General features: G+C 70.3%; 18 protein-coding genes. 5 read left to right on the top strand and 13 right to left on the bottom strand.

What is annotated here, in order from left to right; translation table 11 throughout:
- Nucleotides 1-86 precede the first annotated feature (86 nt).
- Genes BKA10_RS16215 through BKA10_RS16205 form a run of 3 tightly spaced genes read left to right on the top strand, consistent with a single transcriptional unit; the run spans nt 87 to nt 3,806 of the window.
- Complete coding sequence (locus BKA10_RS16215) at nt 87-992, top strand: carbohydrate ABC transporter permease (RefSeq protein ID WP_183500920.1); 906 nt, start codon at nt 87-89, stop codon at nt 990-992.
- Nucleotide 993: 1 nt separating this feature from the next.
- On the top strand, nt 994-1,887 hold the full coding sequence (locus BKA10_RS16210; protein WP_183500919.1) for a carbohydrate ABC transporter permease: 894 nt from the start codon (nt 994-996) through the stop codon (nt 1,885-1,887).
- Nucleotides 1,888-1,889: 2 nt separating this feature from the next.
- Nucleotides 1,890-3,806, top strand: a complete 1,917-nt coding sequence (locus tag BKA10_RS16205) for a glycoside hydrolase family 127 protein (protein ID WP_183500918.1) — start codon at nt 1,890-1,892, stop codon at nt 3,804-3,806.
- A gap of 216 nt (nt 3,807-4,022) precedes the next feature.
- Here BKA10_RS16205 and BKA10_RS16200 read toward each other — a convergent pair whose 3' ends face one another.
- The 5 genes from BKA10_RS16200 to BKA10_RS16180 form a co-directional block, all read right to left on the bottom strand.
- Nucleotides 4,023-5,045: a zinc-binding dehydrogenase gene (locus BKA10_RS16200; protein WP_183500917.1), complete on the bottom strand. Its 1,023-nt coding sequence runs from the start codon at nt 5,043-5,045 to the stop codon at nt 4,023-4,025.
- A 25-nt stretch (nt 5,046-5,070) separates the two neighbouring features.
- Nucleotides 5,071-5,682, bottom strand: a complete 612-nt coding sequence (locus BKA10_RS16195) for a bifunctional 4-hydroxy-2-oxoglutarate aldolase/2-dehydro-3-deoxy-phosphogluconate aldolase (protein ID WP_183500916.1) — start codon at nt 5,680-5,682, stop codon at nt 5,071-5,073.
- A 51-nt stretch (nt 5,683-5,733) separates the two neighbouring features.
- Complete coding sequence (locus BKA10_RS16190; protein WP_183500915.1) at nt 5,734-6,591, bottom strand: sugar kinase; 858 nt, start codon at nt 6,589-6,591, stop codon at nt 5,734-5,736.
- 98 nt (nt 6,592-6,689) lie between these two features.
- Complete coding sequence (locus BKA10_RS16185; protein WP_241740021.1) at nt 6,690-6,911, bottom strand: hypothetical protein; 222 nt, start codon at nt 6,909-6,911, stop codon at nt 6,690-6,692.
- A gap of 183 nt (nt 6,912-7,094) precedes the next feature.
- Nucleotides 7,095-7,697: an ArsR/SmtB family transcription factor gene (locus BKA10_RS16180; RefSeq protein ID WP_183500914.1), complete on the bottom strand. Its 603-nt coding sequence runs from the start codon at nt 7,695-7,697 to the stop codon at nt 7,095-7,097.
- Nucleotides 7,698-7,772: 75 nt separating this feature from the next.
- Between BKA10_RS16180 and BKA10_RS16175 the strand changes: the two genes are divergently transcribed.
- The gene (locus BKA10_RS16175) at nt 7,773-9,080 is read left to right on the top strand and encodes an MFS transporter (protein WP_183500913.1); all 1,308 of its coding nucleotides are present in this window, start codon (nt 7,773-7,775) and stop codon (nt 9,078-9,080) included.
- A gap of 4 nt (nt 9,081-9,084) precedes the next feature.
- On the opposite strand, the gene BKA10_RS16170 is transcribed toward BKA10_RS16175, so the two are convergent.
- The 5 genes from BKA10_RS16170 to BKA10_RS16150 all read right to left on the bottom strand — a co-directional run bounded on the left by BKA10_RS16170 (nt 9,085) and on the right by BKA10_RS16150 (nt 14,506).
- Nucleotides 9,085-9,927, bottom strand: coding sequence for a sulfurtransferase (locus tag BKA10_RS16170; RefSeq protein WP_183500912.1), 843 nt, complete (start codon nt 9,925-9,927; stop codon nt 9,085-9,087).
- A 23-nt stretch (nt 9,928-9,950) separates the two neighbouring features.
- Nucleotides 9,951-10,163: a helix-hairpin-helix domain-containing protein gene (locus BKA10_RS16165; protein ID WP_183500911.1), complete on the bottom strand. Its 213-nt coding sequence runs from the start codon at nt 10,161-10,163 to the stop codon at nt 9,951-9,953.
- 14 nt (nt 10,164-10,177) lie between these two features.
- The gene (locus BKA10_RS16160) at nt 10,178-13,060 is read right to left on the bottom strand and encodes an FtsX-like permease family protein (RefSeq protein WP_183500910.1); all 2,883 of its coding nucleotides are present in this window, start codon (nt 13,058-13,060) and stop codon (nt 10,178-10,180) included.
- A gap of 103 nt (nt 13,061-13,163) precedes the next feature.
- Nucleotides 13,164-13,883: an ABC transporter ATP-binding protein gene (locus BKA10_RS16155; protein ID WP_183500909.1), complete on the bottom strand. Its 720-nt coding sequence runs from the start codon at nt 13,881-13,883 to the stop codon at nt 13,164-13,166.
- Nucleotides 13,880-14,506 (bottom strand): PadR family transcriptional regulator, encoded by a 627-nt coding sequence (locus BKA10_RS16150; RefSeq protein WP_183500908.1) that lies wholly within the window; start codon nt 14,504-14,506, stop codon nt 13,880-13,882. Before BKA10_RS16150 ends, BKA10_RS16155 begins: the two co-directional genes overlap by 4 nt.
- Before the next feature lie 120 nt (nt 14,507-14,626).
- Here BKA10_RS16150 and BKA10_RS16145 point away from each other — a divergent pair, with 120 nt between their 5' ends.
- Complete coding sequence (locus BKA10_RS16145) at nt 14,627-15,232, top strand: DnaJ family domain-containing protein (RefSeq protein ID WP_183500907.1); 606 nt, start codon at nt 14,627-14,629, stop codon at nt 15,230-15,232.
- Between the two features lie 50 nt (nt 15,233-15,282).
- On the opposite strand, the gene BKA10_RS16140 is transcribed toward BKA10_RS16145, so the two are convergent.
- The 3 genes from BKA10_RS16140 to BKA10_RS16130 form a co-directional block, all read right to left on the bottom strand.
- Nucleotides 15,283-15,948: an HAAS signaling domain-containing protein gene (locus tag BKA10_RS16140; RefSeq protein ID WP_183500906.1), complete on the bottom strand. Its 666-nt coding sequence runs from the start codon at nt 15,946-15,948 to the stop codon at nt 15,283-15,285.
- Nucleotides 15,945-16,292, bottom strand: coding sequence for a PadR family transcriptional regulator (locus BKA10_RS16135; RefSeq protein WP_183500905.1), 348 nt, complete (start codon nt 16,290-16,292; stop codon nt 15,945-15,947). Before BKA10_RS16135 ends, BKA10_RS16140 begins: the two co-directional genes overlap by 4 nt.
- Before the next feature lie 249 nt (nt 16,293-16,541).
- Complete coding sequence (locus tag BKA10_RS16130) at nt 16,542-17,696, bottom strand: cystathionine gamma-synthase (protein ID WP_183500904.1); 1,155 nt, start codon at nt 17,694-17,696, stop codon at nt 16,542-16,544.
- Nucleotides 17,697-17,739 lie beyond the last annotated feature (43 nt).

Below are 17,739 nucleotides of genomic sequence, written 5' to 3'. Positions count from 1 at the left end.
TCCCAAGGGCGGATGCCGCGTCGCCGTGCCTCGCCGCACTGCGGCATCCGTCCCTCCCCGCCCCCGTCCCCTCTGGAAGGTGATCCATGTCCGTCACGACCTCGGCGGCCCCGGACCGCAACCGCCGGTCGCGGCGCCGCGAGGCCCTTCGGGGCTGGTCGTACGCCGCTCCGACGGCTCTGTTCGTTCTGTTCGTGTTCGTCGTGCCGCTGGGCCTCGTCCTGCAGATGTCAGGATCGGACTGGCCGCTGCTGGGCGGCAATCAAGGATGGAACTTTCCGGAGAACTTCGCCGATGCGGCTTCGCACCGCCTGTTCTGGGACTCGATCTGGTTCACCCTGAAGTACACCGTGATCACCACGGTGCTGCTGCTCGGCCTGGGTCTCGGCCTTGCTCTGCTGGTGCAGGAGTCCACCCGGTGGAAGTCGGTGCTGCGAACCGCGTTTCTGGTGCCCAGCGCACTCGGCCTCGCCTCGGCATCCCTGCTCTTCTACGTGCTCTACTCCCCCTACGCCGGACCGTTTGCCGACCTCATGCAGGCGTGGGGCTTCACCTTCCTCGGCACCCCCGACGGCGCGCTGTGGTCGACCGTGTTCCTCATCGTGTGGCGATTCGCGGGGTTCTACATGCTGCTCATGCTCGTCGGACTGCAGGGCATTCCCGACGACGTCTACGAGGCGGCACGTATCGACGGCGCCTCGCGCTGGCAGACATTCCGCGACATCACGCTCCCGTTGCTGCGGCCGACTTTCGCGCTGACGACGGTGCTGTGCGTGACCGGGTCGCTGCTGGCATTCGAGCAGTTCTACATCCTCACCAAGGGCGGGCCCGACAACAGCACCATGACGATCGTGCAGCTCATCTACAACGTCGCGTTCCAGGGGCAGAACGACCTCGGCGTCGCCGGTGCCCTCTCGGTCATCGTGCTGCTCGCCCTGATCGTGATCAACGTCGTCCAGCTGCGCGTCCTGCGCCGCGGTGAGGAGAGCTGACATGGCTCTGCAGACTCAGTCCGCCACCGAGCTGATCCGCGTCGACGAGCCCCGCCCCCGCGTCGGCCGCTCGCCGGCCATGCGCCTGGTGCTCGGCCTCCCTTACTGGCTGTTCACGACGGCGCTGGCGATCATCTTCCTCTACCCGCTGATCTGGACCGCGGTGGCGTCGGTGCAGGGTCGCGCCGGCACCAGCCAGCCGGAGGGCTGGGGCTTCGGCAACTATGTGGCACTGGCGAACTACCAGGCCGGAGTCTGGGTGTACCTCGGCAACTCGCTGTTCGTCTCGCTGCTGACCGTGCTGCTGACCCTCGCCGTCTCGACGCTGGGCGGCTACGCGTTCGCGCGATTCCGGTTTCCCGGCAAGAACGTTCTGTTCCTGACGACACTGGCGATCCTCATGGTGCCCTACGCCACGCTGCTGATCCCGCTGTACGTGATCCTGGGCGCAGTGGGACTCAGCAACTCGCTGGTGGGCGTGGCGATCGTGCTGACGATGTTCCAGCTGCCGTTCTCGATGTTCATGATGCGGATCTCGTTCGAGTCGATCCCCCGCGAGCTCGACGAGGCCGCCATGGTCGACGGCTGCTCCACCTGGTCGGCGCTGTGGCGCGTGCTGCTGCCGGCGGTCAAGCCGGGGCTGGTCACCGTGGGGCTGTTCGCGTTCCTGGCCGCCTGGAACGATTTCTTCGCGCCGCTGATCCTCATCACCGACACCAACCGGATGACGCTGCCGCTCGCGGTCGCCAACCTCCGGGTGCAGGTGCAGGGCGTCATCGACTACGGCGCCACCGAGGCCGGTGTCGTCGTGCTCGCCCTCCCCTGCATCGTGCTGTTCCTCGTCCTCCAACGTCACTACGTGCGCGGCTTCATGTCGGGCGCCTTCAAGGGGTGAACATGTCCCACCATTCCGTTCCGGTCGCGCCTGCTCGCGGCGCACTGCGCCCACTCGGCCTCGACGAGGTGACCATAAGCGGCGGCTTCTGGGGTGACCGGCAGCAGCGCAACGCCCAGGCCACGCTCGCCCACATCGAGGGCAAGCTCGAGTCGGAGGGGTGGCTGGGCAACTTCGACCTGGCCGCCGCCGGGCGTCTACCCGAAGGCCGCCGCGGGCGCGAGTTCGCCGACTCCGAGATCTACAAGTACCTCGAGGCGCTGGCATGGGAGCTCGGCCGGCACGACTCCCCCGACCTCGAGCAGCGGTTCCGCGCGATCGTGATGCGGGTCGCTGCCGCACAGCAGCCGGACGGATACCTGCACACCGCGTTCGGCCGCCCCGGGCAGCGGGCGCGCTGGTCGGATCTCGAGTGGGGCCACGAGCTGTACTGCTTCGGGCACCTGTTCCAGGCCGCGGTCGCCCGCGAGCGCACGCGGCCCGGCGCCGATGACGGGCTGCTGGCGGTCTCCACCCGGGTCGCGGATCTGGTGTGCGACGTGTTCGAAGATGGCGGCATCGAGTCGATCTGCGGACACGCCGAGGTCGAGATGGGGCTGGCCGAACTCGCCCGGGTCACCGGTTCCCCGCGCTACGCCGCGATGGCCCGCACCTTCGTCGAGCGCCACGGGCGGGGCACGCTCCGCGAGATCGCCTACGGCCGCGAGTACTTCCAGGACGACGTCGCGATCCGCGAGGCGGAGGTGCTCCGGGGTCACGCCGTGCGGGCGAACTATCTGTCCGCGGGTGCGGTCGACGTGGCGATGGATGCCGGTGACGCCGATCTCCTGGACGCGCTCCGCCGCCAATGGGCGCAGACGGTCGCCACACGCACCTACGTCACCGGGGGCCAGGGGTCGCACCACGAGGACGAGGCCTTCGGCGACGACTTCGAACTGCCACCCGACCGTGCGTACTCCGAGACGTGCGCGGGCATCGGATCGGTCATGTTCTCGTGGCGGCTGCTGCTGGCAGGGGACATCGGAGGCGGCGGCGTCGAGAAGTACGCCGACCTCATCGAGCGGACGCTGTACAACGTCGTGGCGACCTCACCCAGCCGCGACGGGCGCGCGTTCTACTACGCGAACACGCTGCATCAGCGCGTCGCCCGGCAGCCCGCGCACCCCGAGGCCACGTCGGCCAACGCCGCGTCATCGCTGCGCGCGCCGTGGTTCGACGTCTCGTGCTGCCCGCCGAATGTCGCGCGCACCCTGGCGAGCCTGGCGGCCTACGTCGCGACGGCCGATGACGACGGCGTCCAGCTGCATCAGTATGCGCCGGCGTCGGTGCGGACCGTGCTGGCCGACGGTCGCGAGGTGGCCTTCGACGTGGAGACGTCGTATCCGGATGCCGGGACGGTGCGCGTGGTGGTGCGCTCGGCCGGCGAGTGGACACTCGGTCTGCGCGTGCCGTCGTGGGCCGAGGGCGCGCAGCTGCGGGTGGGCGATGAGCTGCCGGTCGCGGTGACTCCGGGCCGTGCCGACGTACGACGTGACTTCGTCGCCGGCGACGTCGTGACGCTCGAGCTGCCGATGGCGCCGCGAGTGACCCGCCCCGATCCGCGCATCGACGCCGTGCGCGGGTGCGTGGCGATCGAACGGGGTCCGGAGGTGCTCGCACTGGAATCGCTCGACCTCGGGCCCGCCGGCGACGACGTCGACGACGTCGTCGTGGCAGGCGATCCGGTCGAGCGTGACGGGCGGGTGCGGGTGCCGTTGCGACGCATGAAAGTGGATGCCGGAGGCTGGCCGTACGGCGGCGACGCGGCATCCATCGGCGGCGGCGTTCCCGAGGAGGCATTCGAGGTGCCGCTCATCTCGTACCACGACTGGGCCAACCGGGGTCCGTCGACGATGCGGATCTGGCTGCCCGAGGCGTGACCAGGGTTCGCGGACACCAGCTGACCCACCCGATTCGGGGTCGCGTGTTGCCGCCTCAACCCGCGCGAGCCGGCAAGACGTGACCCCATTCAGGGTCGCTACAGGTGACCTGGCCGAATCGGGGTCGCGTGTTGCCGCCTCAACCCGCGCGAGCCGGCAAGACGTGACCCCATTCAGGGTCGCTACAGTTGACCTGGCCGATTCGGGGTCGCGCGCTCAGGGGCGGATGAGCACCTTGAGTGCCTCGCGGTCGTCCATGAGCCGGTAGCCGTCGGCGATGTCCTCGAGCGGCAGCTCGCGGTCGAACACCGCGCCGGGGTCGACGGTGCCGTCGAGGACGCCGGGCAGCAGCAGGTCGATGTAGGCGCGGACGGGTGCGACACCACCGGTGATGGTGATGTTTCGGGTGAACTGCTCACGGCCGATCGGACCGTCCTGGTACTGCGGCACGCCGACGCGCGTCACCGTGCCGCCGTCGCGGACGACGCCCAGAGCCTGCTCGTAGGCGGGCAGGTGGCCGACGGCGTCGATCACGACGTGCGATCCGTCGCCGCCGGTGAGTTCGCGGACCGCCGCGACGCCCTCATCGCCCCGCTCGGCGACGACGTCGGTCGCGCCATAGCGGCGGCCGAGGTCGGTGCGCGCCTCGTGCCGGCCCATGAGGATGATGCGCTCGGCGCCGAGGTCGCGCGCCGACAGCACGGCGAGCAGGCCCACGGCGCCGTCGCCGATCACGGTGACGGTCTTGCCGGGGCCGGCTCCCCCGGTGAGGGCCGCGTGATACCCGGTGCCGTAGACGTCGCTGAGGGTGAGAAGCCCCGGCATCCGCTCATCGTTCTCATCGACGTCGAGGCGGTAGAGCGTGCCGTCGGCCAGCGGTGCGCGGCGGTACTGCGCCTGCGCGCCGCCGGTGCGCTGGCGTCCGAAGCGGCACGAAGTCTGCAGGCCCTCGCGGCAGAAGTCACACTGCCCGCACGACCAGACGAAGGGGACGATCACGACGTCGCCGCGCGTCACGGTCGCCACCTCGGCGCCCACCTCTTCGACGACGCCGATCATCTCGTGCCCCATCGACACGCCCCGCTCGTTCGGCTTCATCGAGTGGTACGGATGCAGATCGCTGCCGCACACGCATGCGACGACCGTGCGAAGGATCGCGTCGGTCGGCTGCTCGATCTGCGGATCGGAGGCGTCGATCACGCGGACGTCGGCGGGACCGTACATGTAGGTGGCACGCATGCCTACAGTCTGCCGTGCCGGAGCCTCAGCCGCGGCGCGCGGTCAGCAGTGCGGCGAGCTGCACCAGCTGCGCCTCGTCTTCGAGCGCCGAGCCGACGGCCACCACCCGCACCCCCGCATCGAGGAACTGAGCCGCGTTGCCGGCATCCATTCCCCCGGTGGCGATGAACCGCACCTGCGGGAACGGTCCGCGGATGTGCCCGAACCAGCCGGGTCCGAGCCACTGCGCCGGGAACGCCTTCAGCCAGGTAAGTCCGAGCGAGACCGCCTGCTGCACCTCCGAAGGCGTCGCGACACCGGGAAGGATCGGGATGCCGGCATCGCGCGCCGCATGCACGACGGCGGGGTCGAGTCCGGGAGACACCAGATATCCGGCCCCGGCTTCGGCGGCGACCGCCACCTGCGCAGGATCGATGATCGTGCCCGCGCCGACGACGGCGCCGCGCTCGCGGCCGAGCGCCGCCACTTCGCGCAGCGCGTCGATGTCGGACGGCGACTGGATGGTGACCTCGACCGAGTCCAGGCCGAGTTCCCACGCCTTGGTCGCCACGCGCACGGCGCGCTCGACTCCGGCGCTGCGCAGGATCGCCATGAGCGGGGCCCCCGCGAACAGGTCATCGAAGTAGGTGTCGGTCATGGGGTCTCTCTCCTCAGCGGGTCAGCACCGGTGCCACGTCATGGCACGGATTCACGGTTCGGCGTCGTCGGCGGGGAAGTCGGCGGTCGTGCGCAGGGTGAGTGCCGCGCGGGCGTGCCCGGCGGTGAGGCGGTCTTCCGGCGATGCCCCGCTCAGGCGCCCCGCGAGGTAGCCGCCTGCGAACGCATCGCCGGCTCCGACGGCTTCGACGACGTCGACCGCCGGCGGCGCCACGAACGTCTCACCCTCGGGCTCGAAGACCGTCGCTCCGATGTCGCCGTCCTTGACGACGAGCTCGGGCACGCCGGCGAACCGGGTGCGGATGTCGTCCGGCGTGACGGTCCCCCACAGCGTCTCGGCCTCGTCTCGGCCGACGAACACGAGGTCGGCGCGCTCGACCAGCGATGCCAGCACAGGTGCTGCGGATGCCGCAGACCATAGTGCGGCGCGATGGTTGACGTCGAAGCTGGCGAGCACGCCGGCCGCGCGCGCCCGCGCCATGAGCCGGTCGAGAAACGCCGGCGCCGTGCCGCCGAGCGCTGCGGTGATGCCCGAGACGTGGACGATGGCGACGCCGTCGAGGTCGGCGGCATCCGCATCGGCGACGTCGAGGAACGAGGCCGCCGAGTCGTCGCGGTAGTAGTGGACGCCGCGGCCGGGGTCCTTGACGTAGAGCCCGGTGCGGTGGGCCGGGTCGACGAGGACCGCCGACATGTCGATACCGCGCGCGGCCAGCTGCGCCACGAGCCGGCGGCCGAGCGCGTCGTCGCCGAGCCGGCTCAGCCAGCGCGCGTGATGGCCGAGGGCCGCGATGTGTCCGGCGACGTTCGATTCGGCGCCGCCCGCGTCGACGCGGAACAGGTCGGCATCCTCGACGCCGACGGCCTCGACCGGCGCGACCATGGCCATGGTCTCCCCCGCCGTCAGCACAATGCCGGGGGCATCACGCCGTCCGTCTGGTCCTCGCCCGCCTACAGCCACACGAACGAGTATGCCCGAGACGCCGATCAGTGGATGCCGGTGAGCCAGCCCTCCAGCAGGCGCGCGACGGCGCGGGTCTCGGCCCACGGCATCTCGGGCACCTCGGCGCGCTCGTCGCGCAGCGCGCGGATCACGGCATCCGCCTCCGCCGCCACCGGGCTGACCGTCGGCACGGAGATCGTCTCGACGTCGCCGTCGCTGCGGGTGAGGATCGCGGCATCCGTGCTCTCGGTCCGGCTGCCCCACACATTCGGGATCTCGATCCGCCCCGCCGTGCGGCAGGCAGCGCCGTGGCGAAGTCGCCGCTGATGACGCCGGCGCCGAGCACCGCCCAGCGGGCGCTCACCGCGCGCTCCGCGTCAGGTCGGGGCGAGCAGACGCGGGACGCACGGCGGCCATCCCCTGAGCGTAGCCAGGTGCGCGCCGCCGCGTCAGATCGTATCGTCGGCTGCGACGATGTCGATCTGCCAGTGCTTGCCCGCTGCGTCGCCGGCTTCGTGCGCATCGGACGCGTCATTCAGCACCTGCTGGATCTTCTCCATGGCCTGCTCGAACTCGGCCGTGGTCAGACGGATGCTGCGCTGCGCGAAGCTGCCCTTCGGCACGACGTCGCGCCCGGAGACATATTCCGGCGCCCACGCCACCACCCGGCGCACGAGGTCGTAGTGGTCCTCGGCGAAGCCGCGCATCACCACGTTTCCGAGGGCTTCGTCGGTCACCGGGTTCTCGGGGCCGCCGAGGCTCTGCGCGCGCTTCTGCGCCGTCCAGACGCGATCGCGCCGGTCGCGCGCCTTCTCGGGCGCCTCGACGATGAGTCCGGCTTCGGCGAGCACGCGCAGATGGAAGCTCGCGCTGTTGGCCGGCACGTCGAGCGCTTCGGCGATGTCGGCCGCACGGAGGTACTCGCGCCGCGCGATGAGCCGCACGATCTGGCGACGCAGCGGGTGCGAATACGCCTTCATCATGGCCGTCGTCATCCACGTCTCGTCGTGCTTCTCCGCTGCTCCCGCGCTGTCGTTCTCGGTCTCGGACATACGCCGATCATATCCACAACAGAAATTGCGCAATAGTAGTTGCGCAATTGTTCTTGCGCATCTATCCTGATCAGCATGACGACCGTGACCTCCGCGCCGCGCACGAGCCTGTGGCGCAATACCCGCTACGTGCTGTGGCTGATCAGCGACACCAGCAAGGGGCTCAGCGGCAGCCTCGCGAACTTCGCGATCCCGCTGATCGCCCTCTTCGTGACAGAGGATCCGGTACAGGCGGGTGTCATCGCCGCTGTCGGCCAGGTCGTCCGCCTGATCGTCACGCTGTACGGCGGTGTCCTCGCCGACCGGCACGGACGCATCGGCCTCATGCTGATCGGCGCCCTCACCGGTGCGGTGCTGGCCGGAGGCTTCACGCTGCTCATCCTCGGCGACGCCCTGGCGTTCACGACGATCCTGCTCGCCGAGGTGCTGCTCATGATCCGCGCGGGACTCTACGAGCCGGCCAGCGAGAGCGCACTGAAAGAACTGGTCCCCGCCGAGACGATGGGGCGCGCGCAGGCGGCGAACCAGGGTCGCGATGCCGTGCTCCAGCTCGCCGGCGGCCCGATCGGCGGCGCCCTGCTCGCCGTCGGTGCCTGGCTCGTGGGCGCCGTCATGACCGCCTGCTACGCCGTCTCCGCGATCACGACGGTCGCACTGCGTCGCTCTGCCCGTCGGGCCGGGATCGTCGACGGTCCCGTTGCCGGAGAAGTGGATGCCGCGGCATCCACCCCGTCCACGCCGAACGCCTGGGCGGAGATCCGTGAAGGATTCCGGTGGCTCTTCTCGCGCCCGGATCTGGGCGGGATCCTCGTGATCGTCACGATCGTCAACCTCGGCTTCAGCGCGGTGACCACGACGGTGATCTATTCACTGCAGCAGTCGGGCCACTCAGCGCTCACGATCGGGTGGGTCTCGTCGGGGCTGGGCGTGGTCATGCTGGTCGGCGCGCTGATCGCCCCGGCGCTCGTCCCCCGGTTCGGCGCCGGCATCCTGACGATCGTCGGCCTGACGGTCGCGACGGCGGGTGCCGCCGTCGTCTCGATGATCGAGAACCCGTGGGGAATCGTGGCGACGCTCGGGGCCGCGGTCTTCCTCGTGCCGGCGCTGAACGCCTCGCTGATGGGCTACTTCATGGTCGCGACCCCGACCCAGCTGCTCGGGCGCGCGAACAGCGCTGCCGGAGTGCTCGGCATGGGGGCGATGCCCCTCGCCCCGCTCATCGCGGGGGTCGGTCTGGCGTACTTCGGCCGTCCGAACACGATTTTGTTCGCGGCGGGGCTGTGCGCGGTCGCGGTCGTGCTCGCCATCGGCAACAGGGCCCTGCGCGCGCTGCCCAGCGAGGCCGGCTGGGCCGCGCACGCGAAGCAGTTCGAGCTGCGCTGAGTGCTTATGCCTCGCCACCGGTGGCAACGGGGCGGTCCGGATGGTTCGACCACTGGCTCCACGACCCCGCGTACAGCGCCGCGTCGACGCCGGCCAGCCGCAGTGCGATCGCGGCGTGTGCCGCGCTGACCCCGGACCCGCAGTACACGCCGACTGCCGTGCCCGGTGTCGCGCCGATCTGGGCAAACCGCGCGCGCAGCGTCTCCGGGTCGAGGAAGCGGCCCGAGTCGTCCATGTTGTCGACCGCCGGCGCATTCACCGCTCCCGGGATGTGACCGGCGCGAGGGTCCATCGGCTCGCTCTCGCCGCGGTACCGCTCGCCTGCCCGCACGTCCAGCAGCAGGCCACGCGCCGGCAGCGCCGCGGCCGCGTCGATGTCGAGTCGCGGCAGATGTCCGGACTCGAGCGTGACCGTGCCCAGTGCGACCTCTTCGTCGCCGGTCTCGAGCGGCAGCCCGGCGGCACGCCACGCGCCGAGTCCGCCGTCCAGCACGCGGACGTCGGCGACACCGGCATCCATCAGCGCCCACCACGTCCGCGCGGCGGCGAAGGACTGCCAGTCGTCGTACACGACCACCGAGTCGCCATCGTTCACACCCCATCGCCGTGCCGCTGCCTGCAGGTCACCTGGATCGGGCAGGGGATGCCGCCCGTCGCGCGGATCGCCGTGCGCGGCCAGGTCATGGTCGAGGCTCACGTATACCGCCGAGGGAATGTGACCCTCGCGGTACTGCTCACTCCCGTCGGGGGCGTCGAGGCGCCACCGCACATCGAGGACCCGCGGCGGCGCGGCTGAGCGAAGCAGCGCGTCGAGTTCGGTGGGTGTGATCAGCAGGTCTGCAGCCATGCTCCGAGCGTACCCAGCGCCGATCACGGTGCGAAGGAGATACCGCGCTCCGCAGCCGCCGCCTCGAGGATGCCGACGGCCTTCGGCCCCACCCCGTGCATCGCGAGCAGCCGGCGGCGCCCGACCGCCGCGACCTTGGCGAGCGTGGTGGCCTTGGCTACCAGTAGCGCACTGTTGGCGGGTCGGCCGATCGGCGGCAGATCGCCGATCTGGGCCGGGACGTCGCGGGTGCTCATTGCGTCACGGTACCTCAGGCGATCGCGGTGCGCCGGGTGAGATCGGGATGCCGGGGCGGCACGATCCAGTTCACGAGCGCGATCACGAGCGGCAGGCCGATGGCGAGAGCGAGCAGCAGCCACCAGGGGATGTCGGCCAGTTCCATCGGGCCCTGCGGGGCGGTCTGCGATTGCAGCCAGAAGCCGATCGGCGGGAGGATTCCCGCTGTCGCGCCCGCGAAGGTTCCGAATCCGGCGATCACGAGCCCCTGCCAGAATCCGATGGCCCGGCGCAGCCGCGTCGTGCCTCCCACCGCGGAGAGTGTCGCGTCGTCGGGACGGCGTTCGAAGCGGGCGAGCCCGAGGGCGACGGCGCTCGCACCGAGCACGAGGACGGCGATCGCTGCCAGCAACGGCACCAGCCACGCCTCGGCACCCGGTGGTCCCGTCTCAATCCACGCAGACATCGAATACTCCGGCGTCGAGGCCCCTTCACTCAGCTCCTGAAGACGATCGATGGTGTCAAGGGTCGCCGTCCCGGGTATCGTGCCGAACACGACCCTCGGCAGGACGTCCAGATCGAGTGAGACGGCCGTCGCCGGCGCAATCGCGATGAGTACGGCCTGGTCCGGCGCGTCGACGACGATCGCGTCGAGGGTTCGGTCCCACTGTGGCGCGGCGACCGGGTGGTCGCCGGCCTGGGGCTGGAAGACGTTCCCCGGAGCTCCGCCGAAGATCCACTCCCGCTCGGTCCATGCACCGACCTCGATCGTGTCATCGGTGGCCATCGCGGCGTCAGTGACGAGGGCCGCGCCGTTCTCGTATGCGGCGCGCTGCGTGGCGTCGAGTCGGACGCCGGTCGCCACCTCGATGCCGTCGGCATCGATCACCGCGATGTTGTTCGTCGGATCGCTGAGCTCGGAGTAATCCCAGTAGTCGAGGCTGTCTGGATCGAGCAGGCTGCGCTCGGGGGTGAGGACGGTGGCGCGCACCAGGTCCTCAGGGATATCTGTCTCGGTCTCGGCCCAGTACGGCGACTGTCGATCCACGGTCACGGTCGCGGTCGCTCCGACTTCGTCGAGGACATTCGTAGCCGCAGCAGCAGCCTGACCGGCCTGCTCGGCGGTGAATCGTTCCGGACCGGGCCCATACAGCGTGGCGATGGCAGTGCCCACCGGGGCGTTGTAGTGCCAGGCACGGGCCGCCTGACCAGTCGCCATGGTGCCCAGCCCGACGGCGAACACGCCCACGAACACCGTGGCTCCGATCGCCGCGAACGCCGGTACGGTGCGGGCACCGTTGGCCACGGCATCCCGCGACGCGATCCGCGCGGCGACACCGAGTTTGGACAGCGCCCGCGATGCGAGCCAGAGCAACCACCGCCCCGACAGGACGATGCCGAGCTGCGCGAGGATGGGCCCGCCGATGATGCCGATGGTCGGCATCCATCGCAGCGGCGAGTCCCACGCGATGTCGTCGTTGACCGTGACCGCCGCGGCGGCGATACCGCACACGATCGTGATCGCCACGCCCACGAGAATGAGAAGCGATCCCCACAGCGGACGCGATGCCGTGACCTTCTGCGGCCGGCGCGCGCCACGCAGCGCGCTGATCGTGTCGGACTTGGCCACCCCGCGCGCCGGCATCAGCGCCGAAACGGTCCCCACGAGAACGGCGAACACGAGAATGCCGACCAGCAGCGGCCACGGCACGTGGAAGCCCCAGAACATCGAGGCCGATCCGTTGTCGACGAGGCGCATGACGAGGGCGGCCAGCCCGATGCCGACGGCGACGCCCAGCAGGCCGGCGATAAGCCCCAGGACGGTTCCCTGCAGGCGCACCGTGCGGCGCAGGTCTCTGGCATCCGCCCCCACGCTCGCCGCGATTGCCAGCGACCGCTGCTGGCGGCGAGCGCTGACGGCGAAGGCGGCGCCGGCCAGCATGACGACCATGTAGCCGGCAGCCACCCCGCCCGCCGCGAGCCCTCCGACGAGCGCCAGCATGCTGTAGAGCTGCTGCGTCGCTCCGTCGACCATCGTGCTGCCGTCGGGCAGGTCGAACGGGGGCGGGTCGAGCACCACCTCACGCGAATACGCGACGATGCCCTGCTCGTTGAGCGCTTGGACGTCGGTCCAGCTCAGCGCGAGGTCGGGAAGGTACCAGCGGGTGGCACCGAGCCGCTCGAGGTCGAAGAAGGCGACCGCGCTGTCGGCGTCGGGCAGTTCCGCGGCGTCGAAGGTACCCACAATCGTGAGTTCGTCTTCCGAATCGGCGAGGGCGAGCACGCCGCCGATGGTGCTGCCAGTACGCGCCAGGGTCGCGGTGGTCACCCAGACCTCGTTCGCAGTCGCCGGGGCGCGGCCTTCGACGACATCGAACCGGCCGGCGAACCCGGGATTCCAGACCGGCCCCGCCCACGCCGGAACCGCGGCGATTCCGGTGGCCGTCTCGATGCGCGTCTGTCCAGTCGACACCGCAACGGTCTCGGTGCCCGCGGGCAGCGCGGCGAGTGGATCGACAGGGATCTCCCCGTCTGGGATCTCCCCCGTGTTGGAGGTCCCGTAGCCGGTCCACCACGGGAATTCGGGCGCCTGCCAGAAACCCGAGTCGGGCACGCCCGCCGGCTCGACCCACGCCTCCATCTGTCCGAGTTCGACGTCGGCCTTCTCGGCGGGCGTTGCCAGCATGCTGTCGACATAAACCGCGACCGCGGACATACCGGCGATCGGGAGCGCGATGAGGATCATGATCAGCAGCGATGAGACCCATGTCCGCCGCACCTGCCGGTAGGCGAGCCGACCGGCGACGCGCCAGCCCGCGGTGCGCGACCGGTCCTTGACCGTGCCGGGGCGCGGCCCGGCGGCATCCGCCGCCGGATCGGTATCGGGCGACGACGCGGCCCGTTCGACGACAGTCATCGCACGCCCCCGTCGCGCAACTCCTTCGATCCGTGCAGCGGCACGCCCGATCGAGCCGACTCGGCCCCGAATCGGTCGGGATCGAAGGAGTTACGTCGCGCGGTCACGACTGCCCCGCCAACAGCGCATCGACACCGTCGCGCTGCGACTCGTCGATGATGCGGCCGTCGCGGAGGAAGACGATGCGGTCTGCCCAGGCGGCGTGCCGCGCCTCGTGCGTGACGAGGATGCCGGCGGCGCCCTGATCGACCCGGCTGCGGATCATCCTCATGACCGCTTCGCCGGTGACTGAGTCCAGCGCGCCGGTGGGCTCGTCGGCGAGGATCAAGCGCCGGCCGCCTACCACCGCGCGGGCGATCGCGACGCGCTGCTGCTGCCCGCCCGACAGGTCGTCGGGGTACGACTCGAACTTCGCGTCGAGGCCGACGGACGTAAGCGCATCCCGACCCGCACGGCGCGCCACCCGGGCTCGGAAGCCGTCGAGCTCCAGCGGCAGCGTGACATTCTCGAGAGCCGTGAGGGTCGGGATGAGATTGAAGTCCTGGAAGACGAACCCCAGGGAGCGGCGGCGCAGCTGCGCCAGTTCGCGGGGCGAGGCCGTGGACAAGTACGAGCCCTCGACGATGACCTCGCCGGTCGTCGGCTTCTGCAGGCCGCCGGCGATCGACAGCAGCGTCGACTTGCCCGAGCCCGAGGCGCCCATGATCGCGACCAGCTCACCCTGCGCGACGGTGAGGTCGACGCCGCTGAGCGCCGAGACGCTCGTGGCGCCTTCGCCGTACTGCTGCGTGACACCGACGAGCTGCAACACCGGGGCGGTCATCGGCTCGCCTGCTTCGCGTCGTCGCGCACGGCCACGTCCGCCTTCGCGGGGCGGCCGCGCTTGGGCTTCTCGGTCGACAGTTCGAGAGCGAGTGCGTGCTGTGGATGCCGCTTGAGTCGCTCTTCGGTGTGGTCGAGCCACCGCACCTCGGCCTCCGCCTGGAAGATCATCGAGTCGACCACGAGTGCCCAAGCGAGCTCTTCGGGCCCGTCAGGATTGGCTCCGGCGTACTTGGCGCGGTTGAGCTCTTGCAGCTGGGTCAGTGAGGCGCGGCGCTGCGTGTGGATGACCTGGCCGACATCGACTCCAGGCAGGGTCGCGGCGACGGCGAGCTTGATCGCGAGCTCGTCGCGGGTGCCCTGCGCGCGCTCGACCGGAGAGCTGAGCCAGGCGCGGACCTCGGCACTGCCCTCGGGTGTGATCTCCCAGTACACATGGCCCTGGTCGTCGACATCGCCCTTCTCGACGAGACCGTCGCGCTCGAGCCGGTCGAGCGTGTTGTAGATCTGTCCCACGTTCAGTGGCCAGGTCGACCCGGTCCGGCGATCGAACTCCGCGCGCAGCTGATATCCGTAGCACTGCCCCTGATCGAGGATCGCCAGCAGGCTCTGTCGCACCGACATCGTGTCTCCTTGTGATGCATTCCGGGTATGTGGTTACCCGGTATGTGATTACCGAGTATATGCATACCCGGCATCCATTCCGCACTGCCGGCCCTTGGCGTGTCGACGTAGCCTGGAGTCATGCCGGCGGAATCGGGCGACGAGCTGCAGCAGACACCACGCGTGCGCGACGCGCGGCTGGAGGCAGCACGCTACCGGGCGGAAAAGGCGGTGCGTGCCGCGGGCTACGAGGTGGACGACGACGAGGCCGAGCTGCGGCACTCGGAGGCCCCGACCGCCGACCAGCGCGCAATGTATGTCGAGACGGCGATCCAGCAGGCGATGCGGCGCGGCGACTTCGACGACCTGCCCGGCTACGGCAAGCCGATCGAGGGTCTCGGCGACCATCACGACCCGGACTGGTGGATCCGGCGGAAGATCCAGACCGAGAAGCTCTCAGGACTCGGGCCGCCGGCGCTCATGCTCCGCACCGAAGATGCCGAGTTCGACGATCGTGCCGATGCGCTCACCCGCGAGCAGGACGTGCGCGAGTACGTCGCCGACTTCAACCGTCGCGTGATCGAGGCACGGCGGCAGCTCCAGGGTGGGCCGCCGGTGGTGACGGCCACGCGCGACGCGCGCGTCGAGGTCGCGGCCTGGCGGGAGCGACGGGAGGCCCGTGCCGCGGCAGCCACTCCCCCGCCCGAGCCGCCGCAGCGTCGGTGGTGGAACAGACGCGGGCGCTGAGCCAGGCCGACGCGCGCCGCGCCGGCACAACCAGGGTGCGCGCCGGGCGCTCAACTCGCAGTGTCCGGCTCGAACCGCACCAGCACGGGTGCGAGGAGCACGGCGATGTCGGCGGGCCAGCGGTCGAGCCACGGCCATCCGCCCGTGCGACCGGACTCCAGAGTGGTACGCGGCGGCTCGGGCAGAGGGCGAGAGCCGCGGTACGCGCGGATCAGCAACCAGATGGCCACAGGGATCGGCGCGATCGCGGTGATCAGCGCGAAGAAGTGACTGATGCCCAGCGCCCCCTGCAGAGGCACGGCGATGAGGAAGACGGCCGGCCACGTCAGCGTGCCGACGATCCGGTCGGTCGCGTTCCAGCGCCGCGAGGTCCACAGCAGCAGCATCGCAAGCATCCAGCCGAGCACTTGGAGCGTGTACGTTCCGACGGTCAGCAGCACCAGAGCGACGACCACGCCGGCATCGGAGTCGGCAAAGGACGGCTTCGGTGACGGTGCCGGCTCGACCGCCGCCGCGATGACGGCGGGACCGCCGAGCTCAGACAGGACGGTGTCGAGATCGAAGCCGGGCTCGCTCGCGGCATCCCGGATATGATCGGCGATCTCGCGCATGATGCCATCCGCGGCTGAGGCATTCACGCCCGACACCTCGCGGTGCACCTCGGTGAGATACGCCCGCACGCGCCGGTCACGGAGGATCTCGGTGGTGTCACTCATGCGTGGTTCTTCCCCCGCGTATCGAGCGCTTCGTCGACGGATGCCGCGATCTCACGCCACGTCCGCTCGAAGCCGGCGACGGCATCGCGACCGGCCTCGGTCAGCCGGTAATACCGGCGCGGCGGTCCACTCGCCGACTCAGCCCAGTGCGTCTGCACCCAGCCGGACTCGCGCAGCCGTGACAGCAGTGGGTACAGCGAACCCTCGCTCGCGAGGAGTCCGAGGGAGGTCAGCCGGCGCGCGAGGTCACGGCCGTAGATGTCGCCACCCTGAATGACCGCGAGCGCGCACCATTCGAGCACGCCCTTGCGCAGATTGGTCTGCACACGGCCTTCCGGATACATGCATCACAAGCTACCCGGCGATGGCGGGTACGACACCCGTCGGTTCGACGTGCACGCGTGTGCACACTCGTCCGTCCCATAATGTCGTCATCGGAACGGCAGCCGACACATCGCGACGGATCACGCACCGCGACACCGGCTCATCCGGCGGGATTTGTCGCTATCCCCGTTTCTGACGACAGATCGCGACGGATGAAGAGCGCGACGCCGACACGCCGTGATGCAACACACGCGCACTCGACGCGACACTCAACGAGTCAGGGCCTGCTCCACGTCGGCAAGGAGGTCGTCGACGGACTCGATGCCCACCGACAGCCGGACGACCTCGACCGGCACCGCGGCGTCGGTGCCGCGCACCGATGCGTGGGTCATCGCGTCGGGGTAGTTGACCAGCGACTCGACCCCGCCGAGCGACTCGGCCAGCTGGAACAGCTGGGTCGACTCCGCGAAGCGGCGCGCGGCCTCGCCCGACTCGAGCGCGACCGACACGATCCCGCCGAAGCCCGACATCTGCCGGGCGGCGAGCGCGTGGCCGGGGTGTGACTCAAGGCCCGGGTAGTAGACGCGTGCGACGCGCGACGAGCCCTCGAGCAGCGAAGCCACGGCGAGGGCGTTCTCACTGTGCCGCTGCATCCGCACGGCGAGGGTCTTGATGCCGCGCGTGGTCAGCCATGCATCCAGCGGCCCCGACACCGCGCCGACCGCGAACTGCAGGAAGCCGATCTGCTCGGCGAGCGCGTCGTCGCCCAGCACGAGCGCACCGCCGACGACGTCGGAGTGCCCGCCGAGGTACTTGGTCGTCGAGTGCACCACGACATCGGCGCCGAGCGCGAGCGGCCGCTGCAGCGCGGGCGTCGCGAAGGTGTTGTCGACGACGACGAGTGCGCCGACCTCATGCCCGATCGCGGCGAGGCCGGCGATGTCGGTGATGCGCAGCAGCGGGTTCGACGGCGTCTCGACCCACACGATGCGCGGGGCGCGCTCGGCGACTGCGGCTCGCACCTCGTCGAGGTCGCTCATGTCGACGACCCGCAGCCCGACTCCCCACGGCGCGAGCACGCGGGCGAGCAGGCGATAGGTGCCGCCATATACGTCGTTGCCGAGCAGCACCTCGTCACCGGGCTTGAGCAGCGCCCGCAGCAGCGCATCTTCGGCAGCCAGGCCCGACGCGAACGAGAGCGCATGCGCGCCGCCCTCGATCGCGGCGAGCTGGGTCTGCAGCGCCGTGCGGGTCGGGTTGCCGCTGCGGCCGTACTCGTAGCCGTTTCGCAGTCCGCCGATCCCGTCCTGCGCGTACGTGGTCGAGAAGTGCACGGGCGGGATGACCGCTCCGGTCGTCGGGTCGAAGTCCTGCCCGGCGTGGACGGCGAGGCTGGCGAAACCGCGTGCGGCGTCGGTGGTCATGGTGCTCCTTGGTGTGCGAATCGAGAAGAGATGAATGGATGCC

It is taken from the genome of Microbacterium invictum (genome assembly GCF_014197265.1).
GTDB classification, from domain to species: Bacteria; Actinomycetota; Actinomycetes; order Actinomycetales; family Microbacteriaceae; genus Microbacterium; species Microbacterium invictum.
This window is presented reverse-complemented; position numbering and strand designations above follow the sequence as displayed.